Genomic DNA, 18,010 nt, shown 5'->3' with positions numbered 1-18,010 from the left:
ACAAGCCAATCTTTCGCTTGAAAGCTCACCAACAAGAGCCCCAAAAAAGTCAAAAGAATTCACTTCTGGTTTCGCATTTGCAATAAAAAGTTTGAAAACAATCCGTTTTCGGCCATATCAAACTGCTCTTTCCAACCCACTTTTCAGCCAGAGTCATAAAGTTTCAAAATTCCGGTCAGACAGAAAGCTTACGCCAATCTCATCCGATGGCAAATTCTGGCAGAGAAATTCATTCATTTTCTACGAAAAAACTTCATACCGCGCGCATGGATCAGTCATGAATCCATCACGAATCGTGGTCTGCCCTTGGCTGCGCTGCTCATCTGGCTGCTTGTGCGGGTACGCAAAAAACCAGACATCGCTGCCTGGTTCAGATTTTCAATTCAGTTTTATTCAGTCTCTTCAGCTTTTGGAGCAGGTTTGTCAGAAGGCTGATCTTCTTTGGGCCTGTGGTGATCAAACTTTCTTGGACCATTGGCACGGCGGTTATCTTTACGAGGTGGGCGCTGGGGACGTTCTGGTTCTTTCCAGTCTGCTGGTTTTGGCAGCAGAGCTTTCGCAGAGACTTTCACTTTGCCATCTTCAATATCAGTGACTTTGACATCAATCTCATCGCCAATTTTCAGAACATCTTCCACATTGCCTACTCGGTTCCAGGAAATGTTGGAGATATGGAGCAGGCCATCGGTCTTGCCAAACAGGTTGACAAAAGCGCCGTAGCTTTCAACGCGGACAACTTTACCGGTATAGACTTCATCGATCTTCGCTTCGCGGACAATGGCTTCGATCTGAGCTTTCGCTTTATCGATAGCTTCCTGATCTTTGTGGTAGATCACAACAGATCCATCGTCTTCGATATCAATCTTGACGTTGTCACATTCAGCAATGATCTGGTTGATCATCTTGCCGCCTGGACCGATCACGTCTTTGATCTTCTCAGGGTTGATCTTCATCTGCGCAATTTTTGGTGCATATGGAGACAGTTCTTTGCGTGGTTCAGGGATTGCTTCTAACATGTTGGCGAGAATTTCCTGGCGGGCTTTGTGTGCTTGCGCCAGGGCTTCTTCAAAGACTTCTTTGGTGATGCCTTTGACCTTGATATCCATCTGCAAGGCAGTAATTCCCTTCTGCGTTCCGGCAACTTTAAAGTCCATATCGCCAAAATGGTCTTCCATCCCCTGAATATCAGTCAGAACGGTGTATTGCCCTGTTTCTTCGTTCATGATCAGACCCATGGCAACCCCGGCCACTGGCGCCTTGATTGGAACCCCGGCAGCCATTAAGGACATCGTGCCGGCACAAATGGACGCCTGAGAGGAAGAACCGTTGGATTCGGTAACTTCCGCAACCGTACGAATTGTGTATGGGAATTCTTCTTCGCTTGGCAGAACTTTCGAGAGTGCACGTTCACCCAGTGCGCCATGACCGATTTCACGGCGTCCAGGAGAGCCCATGCGTCCAGTTTCACCAACAGAGTATGGCGGGAAGTTGTAATGATGCATAAAGCGTTTGTTTTCAACTTCAGTCACATCATCAATAATCTGGTTTTCGTTGAGCGCCCCAAGGGTGGTCGCTGAAATAACCTGGGTTTCACCACGGGTGAACATAGCAGAGCCATGAACACGCGGCAGCAGGTCAACCTGGGAATTAAGCGGACGAATTTCATCTACCGCCCGGCCATCGGGACGGATCTTGTCTTCGATAATCAGGCGCCGAACTTCATCGGCTTCAATCGAACGGCAGATCTTGCCGGCTTCTTTAACCGCTTCAGCTTTTTCTTTTTCAGTGGCATACTCTTTGGCTTCGTATTGCGCTTTACACTGATCAATCAGGGTATCGATGGCTTCATAGCGTTCGAGTTTTTTAGGAATAGAAACAGCCTGGCGGATATCCTGTTCATAAGTTTCACGAACAGCAGCTTCCAGTTCTGGATCTGGAGCATAAAGCTCAATTTCCCGTTTTGGTTTTCCGCAGGCTGCGATAATCTGTTCTTCAAATGCGCAGAGTTCTTTGATTTTTTCGTGGCCGAACATCAAAGCTTTCAGCATCACTTCTTCACTGACTTCGTTGGCTCCGGCTTCAACCATGTTGAGTGCCTGGCTTGTTCCGGCAACGGTCAGTTCAATTTCAGAGCGTTCTGCCTGCTCGGCATCCGGATTGCAGATATATTCGCCATCAATCAGTCCAACTTTCACACCGGCGATTGGACCGCCAAATGGAATATCGGAAATGCATAAAGCCAGCGATGCCCCAAGCATCGCTGCCATTTCAGACGAAGCATCCTGGTCTACGGATAAGACCGTATTGACTACCTGAACCTCATTTCGGAAACCTTCCGCAAATAAAGGACGGATCGGGCGGTCAATCATGCGGGCAGTCAGCGTAGCATGTTCAGTTGGACGGCCTTCACGGCGTAAGAATCCACCCGGGATTTTTCCGACTGAATACAGCTTTTCCTCATAGCTGACTGTAAGTGGAAAAAAGTCCAGTCCTTCTTTAGCCTGTTGGCTGGCAACAGCTGTGGACAGGACGACTGTGTCTTCATAACGGACAATAACGGCACCGCTTGCCTGTTTGGCAATTTCACCGGTCTCTACCGTGATGTTTTTTCCACAAAAGTCAAGATGAAATACCTGTTTTGACATCTTGTTATATTTACCTCTCTTATTTTGTCAAGGCACATCATAACATAACGAAATTTTACAATCACTCAAACATGTAAATTCCAATTTCCTGAGCTCGAACTGTAATTTATTCGCATAAAAATGTTGTAAAGGCATTCATTGGAGAGTCCAAAATCGGGACTGCAAAATTCCGGAAAGCAGAATGGAAAAGCAGAAAATAAGGAACGAAAAAAAAACCATCTCCCAAAAAGGAAATGGTCAGAAATTCAAATTGACAAGGATCTGATTGACTGGATGGCTTCAAAAGACTGATGTTGTCTTTGCCAGGGCAGCTCTTCTTTCAAAAAACGTTTAAAGTCTGCTACTTGGATTCAGACTTGGTGCTTTCCGATTTTTCTTTCGATTCTGAATTGGTTCTGGACTCAGCATCTGATTTCTTTTCAGAGTCTGCTTTGGATTCCGATTTCTTTTCAGAATCGGCTGCGGATTCAGTGGTTTCTTTCTTGGACTCTTCATCCTTCGATTCAGAAGCTTTGCTGGAATCATTTTCAGTCTTCGACTCCCCTAGCAGAGTGAAGGAATCATTTTCGGCCAGCGACTTGTCGTTGATCTGGTCAAAGAATGCAGTGAAGAATTCACCCCATGTTTCGGGCGCCTGCTTGATTTCTACCTCATCGGTGCTGTACAGATCAGCCGAATCGCCATCAAGAACAGCAGTCGACTTATTGGTGATAGAGATCTTGCTTAAGGCGCCATTTTCATTCATGGTCATTTTCATGGTGACATCGGTGATATCACAGGAATCAAGAACATAGGAACCATCACCGCGAATATCGTTGCGGTCATGACCATAACCAGCCTGGTACGCTTCATCGAGCTGAGTGTTGTATTCCTCCACATCCTTGATCGAAATCGTCCAGGTGTAGTCATTGCCGATTTTTTCCAGATCATATGTATAGATCGAAGGGATATCGGTTGGCTGCAGGACAAGGCTTGCCCCCAGCAGAGTATTCAATGGATAGACAACTGCATTATCAATGCTTGTGCGCAGTTCTTCTTCATTGGTGTCTTTTAAAGCACTGTCGGAAACGGAGATCTGGTCAATGGTAAAATCCTGTGGGGTTTTGCCTAAAAGTTCCTTGGCTTCTTCGTCTTCTTTTGGATTGATGTAAACTGTGGTGATGTTTTTCGGACTGGATTCCATCAGACCAAAGATCGGCTGGTCTTCGGAAACTTCTTCATACAGCTGATAAAAAGCATTCTCGCTGCCATATCGGACATCATAGTTTTTAAAGCTGTTTTCTACTGTGGATAAGTCCTCACTGTCCAGGGAAAGTCCTTTACTGTTGACATCTTCCGTAAAGATCAGTCGATGATCACTTTCCTTGCTGGTGGCATCAATCAACGAACGAAAGACATCTACCACGTCCTGTGAAGCAGAGTCGCTGGTAATCGCGGCAGTTTTCTTTAACAGTTCACTTGGTGCGTTTTCTTCGGTGACTTTTACCGGTGCACTCGAACAGGCACTCAACAGGCTGCAGGAGAGCAGCGCCGCCATGGCTGCACCTGTCATTTTTTGTAGAGATCGATTCATCATTATCTTTTTTCCTTTTTCTAAAACAGACTGACCAGGCAGTCTCTGTCTTTATTGTAGGCATATTGAGCTGAAAATCAGGTTAAAACGACTTTTAAGACGCTCCGTCTCGTCCTTATTGGATAAAATCTCCCACCATAAAGACGATTTATCCAGTCAGATCCAGAAACCTGCCCACTTTTGAGAAGATGCCCATACGTACTCTCCAGCTTTCGGCCTGATCAGACTGTCGCCAGAATTTGCCGCCCAGCTTATCTACATCAAGCTGCAAGCGTTCAAAAGAGTAAAAAAAAAAGCAAGCTTGCGCTTACTTTCTCAGACCAAGTCTTGCGATCAGAGTTTTATAACGTTCCAGATCTTTGCGTTTCAGGTAAGCCAGCAGGTTTTTTCTGTGACCAACCATCTGCATCAGACCTCTGTAGGAATGGTAGTCGTGTTTGTGAACTTTGAAGTGCTCAGTCAGTTCGTTAATACGGCGGGTCAGGATAGCAACCTGAACTTCAGGAGAACCTGTATCTCCTTCGTGTACGGCAAATTCTTTGATGATTGCCTGCTTTTCTGCATTTGTCATGAAATTTTCTCCTTCATTTCGATTTCCGTTCGATACGAAGTATTGGTCGGAGTGTCCAGATACCGCGTATGAATCCGGTCAGAATCTTCGTTTCAGTTGTTTCTGAAGCGAACTGCTACAGTGTATTCTTTTTTGGCCAAAAGAACAAGTCCAAGCTTTCAGTTTCTCGCCATTCGACAGGCAGAAACCGCAAAAATGAATGTGAATCAAACCTGACCAGGCAAGGTTTGGAAAAGCAGCTGCCCTGCCTGGCACAAAAGGATCCGGACAATCGGATTGCTTCGATACAATTCGGATCCTGAACGATTCCATTCTTCGAAGTAGATAGAATCTATCCAATAGAGTCTACCCAGCCGATTCATCTTCCATCAGAAAATCCACCAGAATGGTATCCAGGATTTCCATCCCTTTGCAATCTACGCACAGATACCCATCCTTATGCTGGAAAGAATCGGCATATCGCGCAAGCGTTTTAGGATAGCGCGTTTCAAAGTCAAAGCCATATTTCTCATTCCAGGATTTCAGATTCAATCCAAAGATCGTCCGCAGACCAGTCATGATGGCATCAAACCAGGGATTGGCATCTTCATCGTATTCAAGCCGGCTTTTCCCCTCGATATAGTCTTTGAGCGTTCCCGTGTGATGATACAGCCCGTGTTCGTTGCGGCCGATGGCGCCATAGCCAAAGCCATAATACAGACCATCCTGCCAGATGAGCACATTGTGAAGACCGTATCGGTTGCCTTTGGCATACGAAGAAATTTCGTAATGCGTATAACCGGCATTTTCCAGGCGGGTTTCGATCTGCTCGAACAGTTCACCGCTTTGCTGTTCATCCATCTCTTCGGTCTGCCTGCGGCCAAGGATCGAGTCGGGTTCGAGAATCAGCGAATAAATCGACAGATGCTCGACGTCCAGATCCAGAAACGCATCCAGATCTTGTTTCAGCTGCTCGGGTGTCTGATCCAGAAAGCCATACATCAGATCCACACTGACATTGCCAAAGCCGGCCTTTCTGGCCATCCTGATGCATTCTTTGGCCTGATGGCTGGAATGATGACGGCCAAGCTGCTTTAATCTTGCGTCATCAAAGGTCTGGATTCCGATGGAAAGCCGGTTGATGCCTGCATCATGCAGAACCGTCAGCTTTTTTTCGTCAATTGATTCCGGGTTGGCTTCAATGGTCCATTCATATTCATCTGCAAGATAAGGTCTGAAACAATCCGTCAGTTTCTTCAGCTTGTCGACAGAAAGAAGGCTTGGGGTTCCCCCGCCAAAATAGACGGTCTGCAAAGCAAAGTTTTCATCTTTGGCTCTGGCCTCTTGCAACGTGGTCTGGATTTCAGACACACACTGATTGAACCAGGGTTCAATCCAGTCGAGCCTTGCCGTTCTGGCAAACGCACAATATGTACAGATGTGCTGGCAGAATGGAATATGAACGTAGGCCGAAGCGATCATTTATCTTCGTCCATGGACAGGACCGCCATAAAGGCTTCCTGTGGAATTTCGACACTGCCGACCATCTTCATGCGCTTCTTTCCTTCTTTCTGCTTTTCAAGCAGTTTTTTCTTACGGGAAATATCACCGCCATAACATTTGGCGAGGACATTTTTTCGCAACGCTTTGATGTTGGTACGGGCAATAACTTTACTTCCAATCGCGGCCTGGACCGGAATTTCAAACTGCTGCTTTGGAATCAGATCTTTCAGTTTGATCGTCATTGCGTTGCCGCGCGTGTAGGCAAAATCTTTATGGACAATGATACTTAAAGCATCGACAGGCTGGCCATTGAGCAGAATATCAAGTTTTTGCAAATCAGATTTACGATAGCCAGAAAAAGAGTAGTCAAAACTGGCATACCCTTTGGTTGCACTCTTCATCTTGTCAAAGAAATCAAAGATAATCTCGGATAACGGCATCTGGTAAACCAGTTCCATGCGCGTATCATCAAGAACCTGTAAATCGACGTATTCGCCGCGTTTTTTCTGGCAGAGTTCCATCATGGTTCCGACATAATCTTTTGGCACCATGATTTCTGCTTTGACGTATGGCTCTTCAATGTAGTCAATTTTCTGCGCAGGCGGCAAGGCAGCCGGGTTGTCGACTTCCTCGATCGTTTTATCGGTTTTATGAACCCGGTAGATTACGGATGGCGAAGTGGCGATCAGATTGAGGTTGTATTCTCTTTCCAGCCGTTCTTCGACAACATCCATATGCAGCAGTCCCAAAAAACCGCATCGGAAACCAAAGCCCAGTGCCTGGGAAGTTTCCGGCTCAAAATGCAGGGATGCATCGTTAAGCTGCAGTTTTTCCAGCGCTTCTTTCAGATCGTCATAACGGGCATTATCGACAGGATAAATACCCGCATAGACCATTGGCTGCATTTCTTTATATCCCTGGAGCGGTTGATCTGCGGGGCGGTCGGATAAAGTGATCGTGTCACCGACACGGACAGTTTTGATGTCTTTGATCGATGCAGCGATCCAGCCGACATCACCGGTTTCAAGTTCGTTTTTGTTTAAAAGTTTTGGTGTGCGTACGCCAAGTTCAGTGACTTCATATTCAGCCTGGGAAGCCATCAGTCTGATCTTGTCGCCGACCTTGACTTTCCCGTTCTTGATGGAAACCCAGGCGATAACGCCCTTATACGGATCATAGACCGAGTCGAAAACCAGCGCCTGCAATGGTTTTGTCCCATCACCCGATGGTGCTGGCAGTTTGTGGACAATTTCTTCAAGAACCTGGTCGACATTCAGTCCGGACTTGGCTGAGATTTCCACTGCGTCGGTGCAGTCCAGCCCAATCAGGTTTTCAATTTCTTCTTTGACGACATCCGGCTGGGCGCTTGGCAGGTCGATTTTATTGATGACCGGCAGGATTTCCAGGTCGTTGTCTAAAGCCAGGTAGACGTTGGCCATGGTCTGAGCCTCAACTCCCTGAGCGGCATCGACGACCAGGATAGCCCCTTCACAGGCTGCTAACGAGCGTGACACTTCATAGGAAAAGTCGACATGGCCCGGAGTATCAATCAGATGAAAGAGATAGTCCTGACCGTCTTTGGCGTGATACACCAGTTCGACGGCATTGAGTTTAATAGTAATTCCGCGCTCCCGTTCAAGATCCATGCTGTCGAGAATCTGGTCTTTCATTTCCCGTTTTTCAACGGAATCCGTCAGTTCGAGAATCCGGTCGGCCAGCGTCGATTTTCCATGGTCAATATGCGCGATAATTGAAAAATTTCGGATATTTTTCTGATCCAAGTTATTCCCCCGCTTTCTTTCCAATGAGGCTGCGGCCTTTCCCGTTGACAAAATCAGCGGATTTCATGGCAGCTTTGCCTTCGGGCTGAACTTCATCCAGCAAGAAAAGTCCCTCATGACCACCCATCGCAAACTGTTTTTTACTTGGTGCTGCAAACACCCCAATGCCCGGTGTTTCTTTTGGCAGATAGCGCACGCTTAACAGCTTGAGTTTCTGGTTGTTGGCCATGACATACCCGCCGGGTGTTCTGGATAAAGCCCGGATCTGGTTGAAAATTTCACGATCTGTTCGAGTCAGATCGATCTGTTCTTCTTCTTTGGAAATCTTGGCCGCATACGTTGCCATATCTTCATTCTGTTCTTCAAAGCAGGCAGAACCATCCAGTAATGCTTCAAGATTTTCAATCAGCAGCTCACCGGCTGCTTTCCCCATTTTTTCAAATAAAGTTGTGGTGTTATCGGTATCCAGGATTTCGATTTCCTTGATGGCGGCTACACCACCGGTATCCATTCCCTCTTCCATGCGCATCAAGGACATGCCGCTTTTTGTCTTGCCATCATAAATAGCGCGCTGAATTGGGGCAGCGCCGCGGTATTCAGGAAGAATGGATCCATGTAAGTTGACGCATCCCTGTTTCGGCGCATCAAGGACAGCTTTGGGTACAATCTGGCCATAAGCGCAAGTCACAATCAGATCGGCATCGGCTTCTTCAATGGGTCCGTAGTCCTTACGGATTCGTTCCGGCTGGAAAACAGGAATGTTATGTTTTTGTGCGAGTTGTTTGACTTCACATTCATGCAGCTGACCCTTACGGCCAGCTTTGCGGTCTGGCTGACAGACAACCAGGACAACGTTGGCGTTCTTGTCGAGCAGTGCCTGTAAAACGTCGGCCGCAATCTGGGGAGTCCCCATAAAAATAATTCTGGAATTCAAAAGGAATGCCCCCTTTCGGGTTTGTATTATAACTGATCAGGCGGGCATTTGTTGCATTGTAAAAAGCACTTTGCTATAATTTCAAAGCGTTACGTCAGGAGGTGTACCCATGCCGCAGATCAAACAGCAGAAAAAACGTGTTCTCACGAATAATAAAGCAAGAAGCCGCAATGTTTCTCAGAAATCAGCTCTCAAAACAGCGATCAAAAAAGTGCTGAAAGCCGTAGAAGCTGAAGATAAAGCAGCAGCTGTTGCAGCTTATGCTGAAGCCTGCTCCAAACTGGATAAAGCTGTTTCTAAAGGTTTCAAGCATAAAAACTATGCTTCCAACCAGAAATCCAGACTTGCTAAAGCAGTTAACTCCATCAAGTAAAAACACGATATCCTTTAGATATCGTTTTTTAAATGACTCTCTGCGAGTCAGTTATTTGTCGTTTTGATCAAAACAACAAAAGCGAAGCTTTGGCTTCGTTTTTTTGTGCCTTTTTTGCAAAGATAGATTGGAAGGATCAGCCAAATCCGATAAGAGTTGGTTTTTACAAATCTTCATTTCCAGCACCGATCAAATTAAAGAGCCGGAAGACCATCATAGTCCTCCAGCTCTTTTTTGATCGATTTTTTCAGGCTATTTTTTCAGTCTGTTTTTCGGTTTATTTCCCTGTCTGTATTTTTTCTGATCAGAAGTGTGATCAGCCCGACCTTGTTTTTTTTGAATTGTTCACGATCTGTCCCGAAAATCAGCTTCCAATCCATCCCTTCCTGGGCTGAAATTCTTTTTGCTCTGTTCTTATCCCTACAGGGAAAAAATTACGAAAGCGCGAACATATTTTTCAAAAGCAGACAATCTTGTATCCGCAAAATATTTTGTCTTCTGGACTTTCCCGCTGAATTCTGTCCGACACAACAATATGCCTCGGATAAAATCCGTAGAAAACATCTGTTAAAGATGGAATTCAATCATTCCAGGACTTTATCAAACGTTCAACCGTCTATCTGTTTGAGGGATCCTGGATTTGGAGAATAAAGTTTTCAAACGCCGTATCCCGATCCATCCGACCGCTTTTGATGGTCTCATCCAGATTTGACAGCAAAGCCAGATGATCAAGCAGCTGATCTGCCCGGAAGCGGTTGGCGTTTTTCATCGTATTCCAGATCCGCCCGCTTGAAGCCTTGAGGATGTCCATCATTTCTTCTTTTTTACAGCCAGAGTCCATCAGTACGCGCACCTGGTAAACAAAACGGATCTGTCCGGCCAGAAGACCGAGTATCGCCTGAGGTTCCATGTTCTGGCCCCTGAAGGTCCGGTACAGTTCGAGCAGCTTGATTCGGTCTTTGCGAAACAATGCATCCGTCATTTTAAAAACGTTGTGAGTTGGTTCTACGGTCGTCAATGCCTTGACATCGGCAAGTGTCAGATGATTGGAGTACAGGGCCAGTTTATCAAGCTGCCCGGCCAGAACAGGCTGGGAATAGCCGGCATTGGCACAAAACCAATCAAAGGCATCGCGGTCCATTTTCAGCTTGCGCTCTTTAATCATCTGCTGGATCTCGCCAGGCTGATTTTTCTCATCCAGCGGCATGCAATCCAGAACTTTGGCCGTATTCTGAAGATTCTTGATGACCTTCTTGCGCGTATCCATCTTCTTGATTTCTGCCATCATCACTACGACTTTGTCTTCAGGAATGTTGGTCAGAATTTCCTCCGGCTTAAAGGGGGTGGTGTTCTTGGCCCCTAAAAACGTGGCATTGGTCAAAATAACCATCGGCTTTTGTGCAAACAGATTCATCGTTACCAGTTCGTTTTGAATCTCGGCCGGGTCATCCTTGGCACAGTTAAAGCGATCAATCTGATCGCAGTTTTCTTCTTTTTTAATCCGCTCCAGCTTGTATTCCATCCGTGAAGCGTCTTCACCAATCAAAACATAGATCATATATTCGCAAGACCGCCTTTCTTTGTTTCCTTTTTGGGTTTCCTCTTAGAGTTTCCTCTTGGGTCATTTCAGCTCTGTTTTCGGCCATCAAGCCCGAACGCTGATACTTGGGCCGGCACTTTTCGAGGATCTTTTTTGTTGTCTATCCTGTCTGGCCAGTACCGCCTGCCTTATCCTATTCCAATCTGTTTCCTGATTTTATGTCCCTGTTTCCAGCGCGTTTGCCTGTCTACAGGATTAAGGACCATCAGGCCATGCCGGATTCAAGAAGATTGTCCAGATGGATCCTGCTCTTTTGACAGGCAGGCTGTCTAATGCAAAGAAAAGCGCTCGAACAGGTCGAACGCTTTTTCTTTAAAGAACAGATTCAATTGTTACTTCGTATGGTTCTTCTACACCTTTGACCAGAACGGTATCTCCGGCTTTTTTGTCGAGAATCGCTTTGACCAGGGGTGCTTCGTTGGAAATCTTGTTATTAAATGGGTCAGCTTCAATGGTACCAACAATGTTGAATGTCATTTCGGTACCGTCGCTGTTATCGTGGATCGTTACAGTAGAACCCAGACGAACTGTTTTGGTTCCTGTTGCTCCTTCCTGGATAATTTCCGCATTTTTAATCAGAGATTCGAGTTCTTTGATACGGGCTTCGACACGGGCCTGATGATCACGGGCAGCATCGTAGTCGGCGTTTTCGGACAAGTCACCTTGTGCACGGGCTTCCTGCAGTTCAATGATGACTTCAGGTCTTACGACATGGACAAGATTTTCAAGCTCGGCATGGAGTTCTTCCAGACCTTCTTGGGTTACAAAAATTTTTTCAGCCATGTTTCAATCCTCCAGATTTCAAAACATTAAAATAGTATCACTTTTTTTATTGAGAATCAGAAATCTGCAAATTGAATCGCTCGATGTTGGCAAGATGCTCATCATAGGTTCTGGCGAAGTACGTCTTTCCATCCCCATACACATCAGAAACGAAGAACAGATAATCATGTCCGGTCGGCCGTAAAGCCGCCATGATTGCATCTTCGCCTGGATTGAGAATCGGTCCAATCGGCAGTCCTGTATGTTGGTAAGTATTGTAGGGGGAATCAATCTGCGTATTGGTTTCGCAGTCTTCACCTGAGTTGAAATCATCGTACAGTGCATAGCAGACCGTCACGGAACTTTCCAATGGCATTCCCTGGTTGAGGCGGTTGACAAACACGCCGGAAATGTCATTCATTTCGGATGGATCGCCGCTTTCAAACTGAATCACACTGGCCAGCGTGATCAGATCCTGAATGGAACGCCCGCAGTTATCGATTTCTGCCTGATGGGCGGCATAGACGTCATTGAAACGGTCCAGCATCATCCGTGTGACCTGGTCTTCGTTTGCATCCAGACCAACATAATATGTATCTGGAAACAGGTAGCCTTCCAGTTTGACAAAGTACTGATCGTTTTCCAGCTTAGATGGATCCAGGAATGGATATTCGCTGGCCAGCTGTTCGATATAGGCGTTGTCATTCCACAGCCGCATGAACTCGTCTTTACTCAGATTTGGAACTTCATCTGCGAGGATCTGAGCCGTATCTTTGGCCCATGTTCCTTCTGGAATCATAACCGAGACATAGTCCGCAATGGCGTTGGCCGGATTGGCGAGATAGGCAAAGATTTCCGGAACACTCATCGTTGGCGAGAGTTCATACGTTCCGGCATACATAGCTGGATTTTCCAGCTTGCCATAGATCTTTGCGGCCTCTTCAGATTTGATGAGGCCTTTTTCCTTCAGTTGATGCAGTAATGTATTCAGGTTTTCCCCTTGATCAATTTCGATTCCGATCTTCTGTTCCTCGTTGCCAGCAGGTTTGAGCGAAGAAGAATACCAGAAGTACGCCCCGCCCGCTCCAGCTGCAAGGACAATCAGAAGAATCAGTGTTATCCATAACCCCTTATGACTTTTTTTTCGGACCTTCCTTTTAGTCATCCGTTTCTTCCTCGTCGGAGACGAACGTATTGATGACTTCTTCTACCATATCCCATTCTTCATCTGTTTCGATGGGGAGCAGTTCGCCATCATCATTGTAGGCCGACGCGTAGATTTCACCGGTTTCATTTTCCGGATCCTGGAAAACAACATACGATTTGCCATAATCATCACTGCTGAATGTAAACAGAATGATCATTCTTTTTTCGTTGCCGTCTTCATCCTTTACATATAAAGAATTTGAATCAATCATGTAATGTCCTCCTTTTTGACTTCCGGTTCATTCCCTGATCAAAGAACCTGAAAGCTGCACCAAAACAATTAAAGGGGCAAAAATAATATTTGCCCCTGGAAAAACTTGATTAAAACGAAACAAGACCGCCATTTTTACGGTCAAGATAGCTTTGCAGAATCTGAACTGCTGCCATCTGATCGATTACTTTTTTCCGTTTTTTGCGGGACAGGTCCGCTGAAATCAGAATTTTTTCTGCTGCCTTTGTGGTCAGGCGTTCGTCCCACAAATCAACGTGGATTCCGTTTTCCTCCAGCTTCTTAGCGAAATTCTGTGAGATCTCACCACGAACACCGATGTCGCCATTCATGTGTTTGGGAAGACCAAGGACTACGTTTTTAACTTTGTTTTCGCGAATAATTTTCAGTACTTCCGCCAGGGCCGTATCGTAATCATCCGGTGCGAAGCGTACTGTCGTAAGAGCTCTGGCAATCATGCCTAACGGATCGCTGATGGCAACACCGCAGGTGACTGAGCCAAGATCAAGCCCGATGAGTCTTTCCATTATTTCTCCAGATACGCTCTGACGAGTTCTTCAATGATCTCGTAGCGTTCCACTTTCTGAATGGTATTCCGGGCATCTTTGTAGGAGGAAATATAGGCTGGATCCGCGCTGATCAGATAACCGGCAATCTGGTTATCCGAGTTATATCCCCTTTCCTCAAGAGCTTCAGAAACTTCCCGAAGAATACGTTTAATATTTTCACGACGAATCTTTTCGGTGGTGAACATTACTGTTTCTGTAATATTAGCCATTGTTAACCCTCCTTGTTAAAGCGCTTATATGATACACCAATCCTCATTTCTTGAAAAGACGCTCAGATTTGCCACCAGTTTTCAAAAAACAGGGCTTTTTATTGGCGATTACCCCACTTTTCTTCAAAAATCTGAGTCTGTCAGCTGCTTTTTATGATCATCGCTGGACCTGCCGATTTCCCTGCACAGTTTGCCTTGTACAAAGATCCCGGCCGGATGGACTGGCTGATCCGTCCAGCCATGGTTATGAATACCTTAGCCGATTGAGCAGTTCAACACTGCTGATTTGATCAGAAAACCGATGACAGGGCAGACCAATTTCACTTTCTTCTGGCTTTGAACTGCCTGAAACGGGCCTCCTTGAAAAGGCCCAGAATCAGCCTCGCCTTCTTTTTGTGGAATCATGCCCGTTCGAAAAGACAATTTGAATCGAAATTCTCTTTGTTATGAAGCAAATTGGGCGTATCTGGTTTAGAATAGCAAAGTTTTCTTGACAGTTCTGTCAGCTCATGGTCTTGTCTTTGTTTCCCAATGGTTCAGGGCTTTCTTTTTGCTTTTAAACAGCAAGCTTTCTTAGTTGATTGCCTACGGGACGTCTTTGTTGCTTTAGAGCAGGCCTGCTGGTTTCTTCTTTCAACACCGCCGACAGAAATTTTTTTGTTTCCACTTAGGGCGAAGTCTTGCTAAAATCCGGCTGGATTGAGCGCTTTGAACAGTTGGATTCATCCTTCTTTTTTAAAACTGGCTTTTAAATTCAATCTTGCCTGTTTTCCCGCTATAAGCAGATTTCACTCAAAATGTATGGTTTTACGTCATTTTTCATCTGGTTTCAGACCTTCAAGCAAGGAGGCAGCCAGAGTGTCTCCCATTATTTCCAGTTTTTCGGGATTGTTGTCAATCCCCTTTTCTCTGTTTTTCTTCGAATTCTGTTTGGTCCTTCCAAGAAATTACAGATGTCTTTTTCCATCAAAAAAAGCCAAAGATGTGAACATCCCCGGCTTTTAGAACAAATTCAAATGGATTCAGTAATCGCTTAGATTTCTTCAACCATAGATTTGGCTTTGTTGAGCGCTTCGTCAATCTTGGAAGCATCGGATCCACCGGCCTGAGCCAGGTCAGGTTTTCCGCCGCCTTTACCATTCGTAATCGCAGCCGCTTCTTTAACGAGCTTGCCCGCATGAACGCCGCGTTTCACGGCTTCTTTACCAGCGCCAGCGGCAATAGCCAGTCTGCCATCGTTGTTGGAAATCAGAACAACAACCATGGAATCGTCATTGCCTTTGAGCGTAGAAGCGATTTCCTTGAGCGCTTTGCCATCCATGCCGCTGACCTGTTTGGTCAGAACATGCAGGCCATTGATCTCTTTGGCCTGGCTTGCCCATTCTTTGGATTTCAGGGTGAAGATCTGGTTTTTCAGATCGGCAATTTCTTTCTGCATTTCTTTCATCTGCTCGAAGGAAGAGTCGATCTTGTCCGTCAGATTCTTGATGCCTTTGGCTTTTGCAGTCTTGGCAATATGCTCAAGCATTTTTTGCTGGGCGGCAAAGTCATCATAAGCAGCCTTACGAGACTTAGCTGTAATACGACGGGTATCAGAACCAATAGATTCTTCACCAACGATCTTTAACAGACCGATTTCGTTGGTGTTGCCCACATGACAGCCGGCACAGAATTCTTTGGACACATCTCCCATGGTCACAACGCGGACTTCATCCCCGTATTTTTCATCAAACAGAGCCGTTGCCCCTGTTTTCTTGGCTTCTTCGATCGGCATGATTTCCTTGGTTACAGGAAGAGCGTCTTCGATCATGACATTGACTCTGTTTTCGATCTCTTCGAGCTGTTCTGGAGTCAGTTTGTCACGGTAACTGAAATCAAAACGTAAATATTCTGGACCGACGTAGCTTCCTGCCTGGTGAATGCCATCTCCAAGAACGGATTTCAGGGCAGACTGCAGCAGGTGGGTGGCAGAGTGGTTGGCTGTTGTGTTCACCCGGCGTTCGGCATCCACAACCTGATGCAGACGATCACCAACATGGAGTTGTCCTTCATCGACAACAACCTGGAGCAGATGCTGTTTGTTGCGCGTCTTGATTCCATCCACAACATGAGCTTTAACGCCATCTTCACCCGTTAAAGTCCCCGTATCGGCAACCTGACCACCGGACTGTACATAGAATGGAGTGACATCGAGAATCACCTGGCCTTCATCGGACAGCTCATCGACCATATGGCCTTCTTGATTGAACAGAGCGATGATGCGGCCTTCATCTTCATAGCGATCGTAGCCCGTGAAGGTGCAGGTTTCGGTGAAGTTCATCAGTTCTTCGTTCTGCTTGCCGAAGGAATCTTCCTTGCTTCTGGCGGCTCTTGCCCGCTCTTTTTGCTGTTCCATCTGTTCATCGAAATCAGCCCGGTCAGCTTTCAGACCGTTTTCTTCAGCAATTTCCTGGGTCATTTCGAATGGGAAGCCATAGGTGTCATACAGTTTGAATGTCACTTCGCCGCTCAGTTTGCCATCTTTGGCCTTTGCCATTTCTTCGTCAAGCAGCGCCTGACCATTTTTCAGGGTCTTCTTGAAGGTTTCTTCTTCACGACGGATGACTTTTTCATTTTCTTCAATGTGATCCATCAGGTATGGATAGAAGTCTTTCATGTTTTCGGAAACGGTGGGAACCAGACGATATAAGAACGGTTCATCCAGACCGAGTTTCAGACCAAAGCGAACAGCACGACGCAGAACACGTCTTAAAACATAGCCGCGGCCGGAGTTTGAGAAGCCTGCACCATCACTTAAAGCGAAGACAAGCGTACGGATATGATCGGCGATCACGCGGAAAGCCATCTTGTTGTCGCCTTCGTATTTCTTGCCGGAAAGACGTTCTGTCTCGTGGATAATAGGCAAAAACAGGTCGGTGTCGAAGTTGGTTTCGCCATCCTGAATCAGAGCGACCAGACGTTCGAGGCCCATACCGGTATCAATGTTTTTCTGTGGCAGTTCTTTGTAGTCTTTGCGGTCAATTTCAGGGTTGCAGTCATACTGGCTGAATACAACGTTCCAGACTTCGATGTACCGATCGTTTTCCATTTCATCAAAGAACAGTTTTTCGCCAAGACCTTCTGGATCGTATTTGGGCCCGCGGTCGTAGTGGATTTCAGTGTCTGGTCCCCCTGGGCCTTTCCCGATTTCCCAGAAGTTTTCGTGGGTCTTCAGAATGTGGCTGGGATCAACTTTGCATACTTCGGTCCAGATGCGATACGCCTCATCGTCATCGGTATACACGGTGATGTACAGCTTTTCTGGGTCAAATCCGATCCATTTTGGGCTTGTCAGGAATTCCCATGCAAATGGAATGGCTTCTTTTTTGAAGTAGTCACCAATGGAGAAGTTACCCAGCATTTCAAAGAATGTGTGGTGACGGGCCGTTTTTCCGACATTCTCGATGTCGTTGGTCCGGATCGACTTCTGTGCATTGGCAATCCGGTTCTTTTTTGGTTTTTCAGAACCATCAAAATATTTTTTCAGCGCGGCAACGCCCGCGTTGATCCATAAAAGCGTCGGGTCGTTGTGTGGAACCAGACTTGCTCCTGGTTCGATCATGTGATCTTTAGACTTGAAATAGTCCAGAAACATCTGTCTGACCTGGTTACCTGTCAGCTGTTTCATGTCGTTTTTCTCCTTTCGCATCAGACATGGCCTTTTCTGTGGGCTGTCCTGGCCAGGATATCGAATCATTAAGAATAAACAAGGGGAAAGTCCATCCTTCAATGGACCAGAACCAGACCGGTCCTGCTTGTGCACGTTTTGACAAAGCACAAAAAAACGTCCCTGTCTCCAGGAACGTTGAACACGCGTTACCATCCCGGTTTACTTTCCTTGGTCATTGTGCGGAAAGCACCCTTAATTCTCCGATATCGCCGGAAGCGTCAGCTCGAGGGCGGCTCGTAAAACAGACTCCGGGCAGCTTTTCACCAACCGCTGCTCTCTTCTTTCCGAAACACTGCTTCTTTTCCCTGTCTGCACTGCAAATCGTATTATAGACTGATTGGCGCAAAGATGTAAAACAATCCTCCCG

The 18,010-nt window shown here is 46.2% G+C and carries 14 protein-coding genes; 1 reads left to right on the top strand and 13 read right to left on the bottom strand.

Annotated features, from left to right (window positions below; genetic code table 11):
- Positions 1-389 precede the first annotated feature (389 nt).
- From pnp to fmt, 6 genes are all read right to left on the bottom strand, one after another.
- Complete coding sequence (gene pnp, locus U4956_RS13920; protein WP_323091315.1) at positions 390-2,645, bottom strand: polyribonucleotide nucleotidyltransferase; 2,256 nt, start codon at positions 2,643-2,645, stop codon at positions 390-392.
- Between the two features lie 340 nt (positions 2,646-2,985).
- A complete protein-coding gene (locus U4956_RS13915; protein WP_323091314.1) occupies positions 2,986-4,221 on the bottom strand; it encodes a hypothetical protein in 1,236 nt (411 codons plus the stop codon).
- 304 nt (positions 4,222-4,525) lie between these two features.
- Entirely contained in the window at positions 4,526-4,789 is a 264-nt protein-coding gene (gene rpsO / locus U4956_RS13910; protein ID WP_323091312.1) for a 30S ribosomal protein S15, read from the bottom strand.
- A 345-nt stretch (positions 4,790-5,134) separates the two neighbouring features.
- Positions 5,135-6,250 (bottom strand): radical SAM family heme chaperone HemW, encoded by a 1,116-nt coding sequence (gene hemW, locus U4956_RS13905; RefSeq protein WP_323091311.1) that lies wholly within the window; start codon positions 6,248-6,250, stop codon positions 5,135-5,137.
- Positions 6,247-8,052 (bottom strand): translation elongation factor 4, encoded by a 1,806-nt coding sequence (lepA, locus tag U4956_RS13900; protein ID WP_323091309.1) that lies wholly within the window; start codon positions 8,050-8,052, stop codon positions 6,247-6,249. The genes hemW and lepA overlap by 4 nt, the downstream gene beginning before the upstream one ends.
- Before the next feature lies 1 nt (position 8,053).
- Positions 8,054-8,986: a methionyl-tRNA formyltransferase gene (gene fmt, locus U4956_RS13895; protein WP_323091308.1), complete on the bottom strand. Its 933-nt coding sequence runs from the start codon at positions 8,984-8,986 to the stop codon at positions 8,054-8,056.
- A 109-nt stretch (positions 8,987-9,095) separates the two neighbouring features.
- Between fmt and rpsT the strand changes: the two genes are divergently transcribed.
- A complete protein-coding gene (rpsT, locus tag U4956_RS13890) occupies positions 9,096-9,359 on the top strand; it encodes a 30S ribosomal protein S20 (protein ID WP_323091307.1) in 264 nt (87 codons plus the stop codon).
- A 616-nt stretch (positions 9,360-9,975) separates the two neighbouring features.
- Here the strand turns inward: rpsT and holA are convergent.
- The 7 genes from holA to alaS all read right to left on the bottom strand — a co-directional run bounded on the left by holA (position 9,976) and on the right by alaS (position 17,601).
- The gene (gene holA, locus U4956_RS13885; RefSeq protein ID WP_323091306.1) at positions 9,976-10,917 is read right to left on the bottom strand and encodes a DNA polymerase III subunit delta; all 942 of its coding nucleotides are present in this window, start codon (positions 10,915-10,917) and stop codon (positions 9,976-9,978) included.
- A gap of 354 nt (positions 10,918-11,271) precedes the next feature.
- Positions 11,272-11,742 carry a transcription elongation factor GreA gene (gene greA, locus U4956_RS13880; RefSeq protein WP_323091305.1) on the bottom strand — a complete coding sequence of 157 codons (471 nt, stop codon included), beginning with the start codon at positions 11,740-11,742 and terminating at the stop codon, positions 11,272-11,274.
- A 46-nt stretch (positions 11,743-11,788) separates the two neighbouring features.
- Entirely contained in the window at positions 11,789-12,886 is a 1,098-nt protein-coding gene (mltG, locus tag U4956_RS13875) for an endolytic transglycosylase MltG (protein WP_323091304.1), read from the bottom strand.
- Positions 12,879-13,139: a DUF1292 domain-containing protein gene (locus U4956_RS13870; protein ID WP_323091303.1), complete on the bottom strand. Its 261-nt coding sequence runs from the start codon at positions 13,137-13,139 to the stop codon at positions 12,879-12,881. Before U4956_RS13870 ends, mltG begins: the two co-directional genes overlap by 8 nt.
- A 109-nt stretch (positions 13,140-13,248) precedes the next feature.
- Complete coding sequence (gene ruvX, locus U4956_RS13865; RefSeq protein WP_323091302.1) at positions 13,249-13,683, bottom strand: Holliday junction resolvase RuvX; 435 nt, start codon at positions 13,681-13,683, stop codon at positions 13,249-13,251.
- A complete protein-coding gene (locus tag U4956_RS13860; protein WP_323091301.1) occupies positions 13,683-13,934 on the bottom strand; it encodes an IreB family regulatory phosphoprotein in 252 nt (83 codons plus the stop codon). Before U4956_RS13860 ends, ruvX begins: the two co-directional genes overlap by 1 nt.
- Positions 13,935-14,967: 1,033 nt before the next feature.
- Positions 14,968-17,601 (bottom strand): alanine--tRNA ligase, encoded by a 2,634-nt coding sequence (alaS, locus tag U4956_RS13855; protein WP_323091300.1) that lies wholly within the window; start codon positions 17,599-17,601, stop codon positions 14,968-14,970.
- Positions 17,602-18,010 lie beyond the last annotated feature (409 nt).

This window comes from Allobaculum sp. JKK-2023, from assembly GCF_034745455.1.
Classification (GTDB): Bacteria; Bacillota_I; Bacilli_A; order Erysipelotrichales; family Erysipelotrichaceae; genus Allobaculum.
The sequence above is the reverse complement of the archived record's forward strand: the minus strand, read 5'-3'. Positions and strand labels throughout refer to the sequence as shown.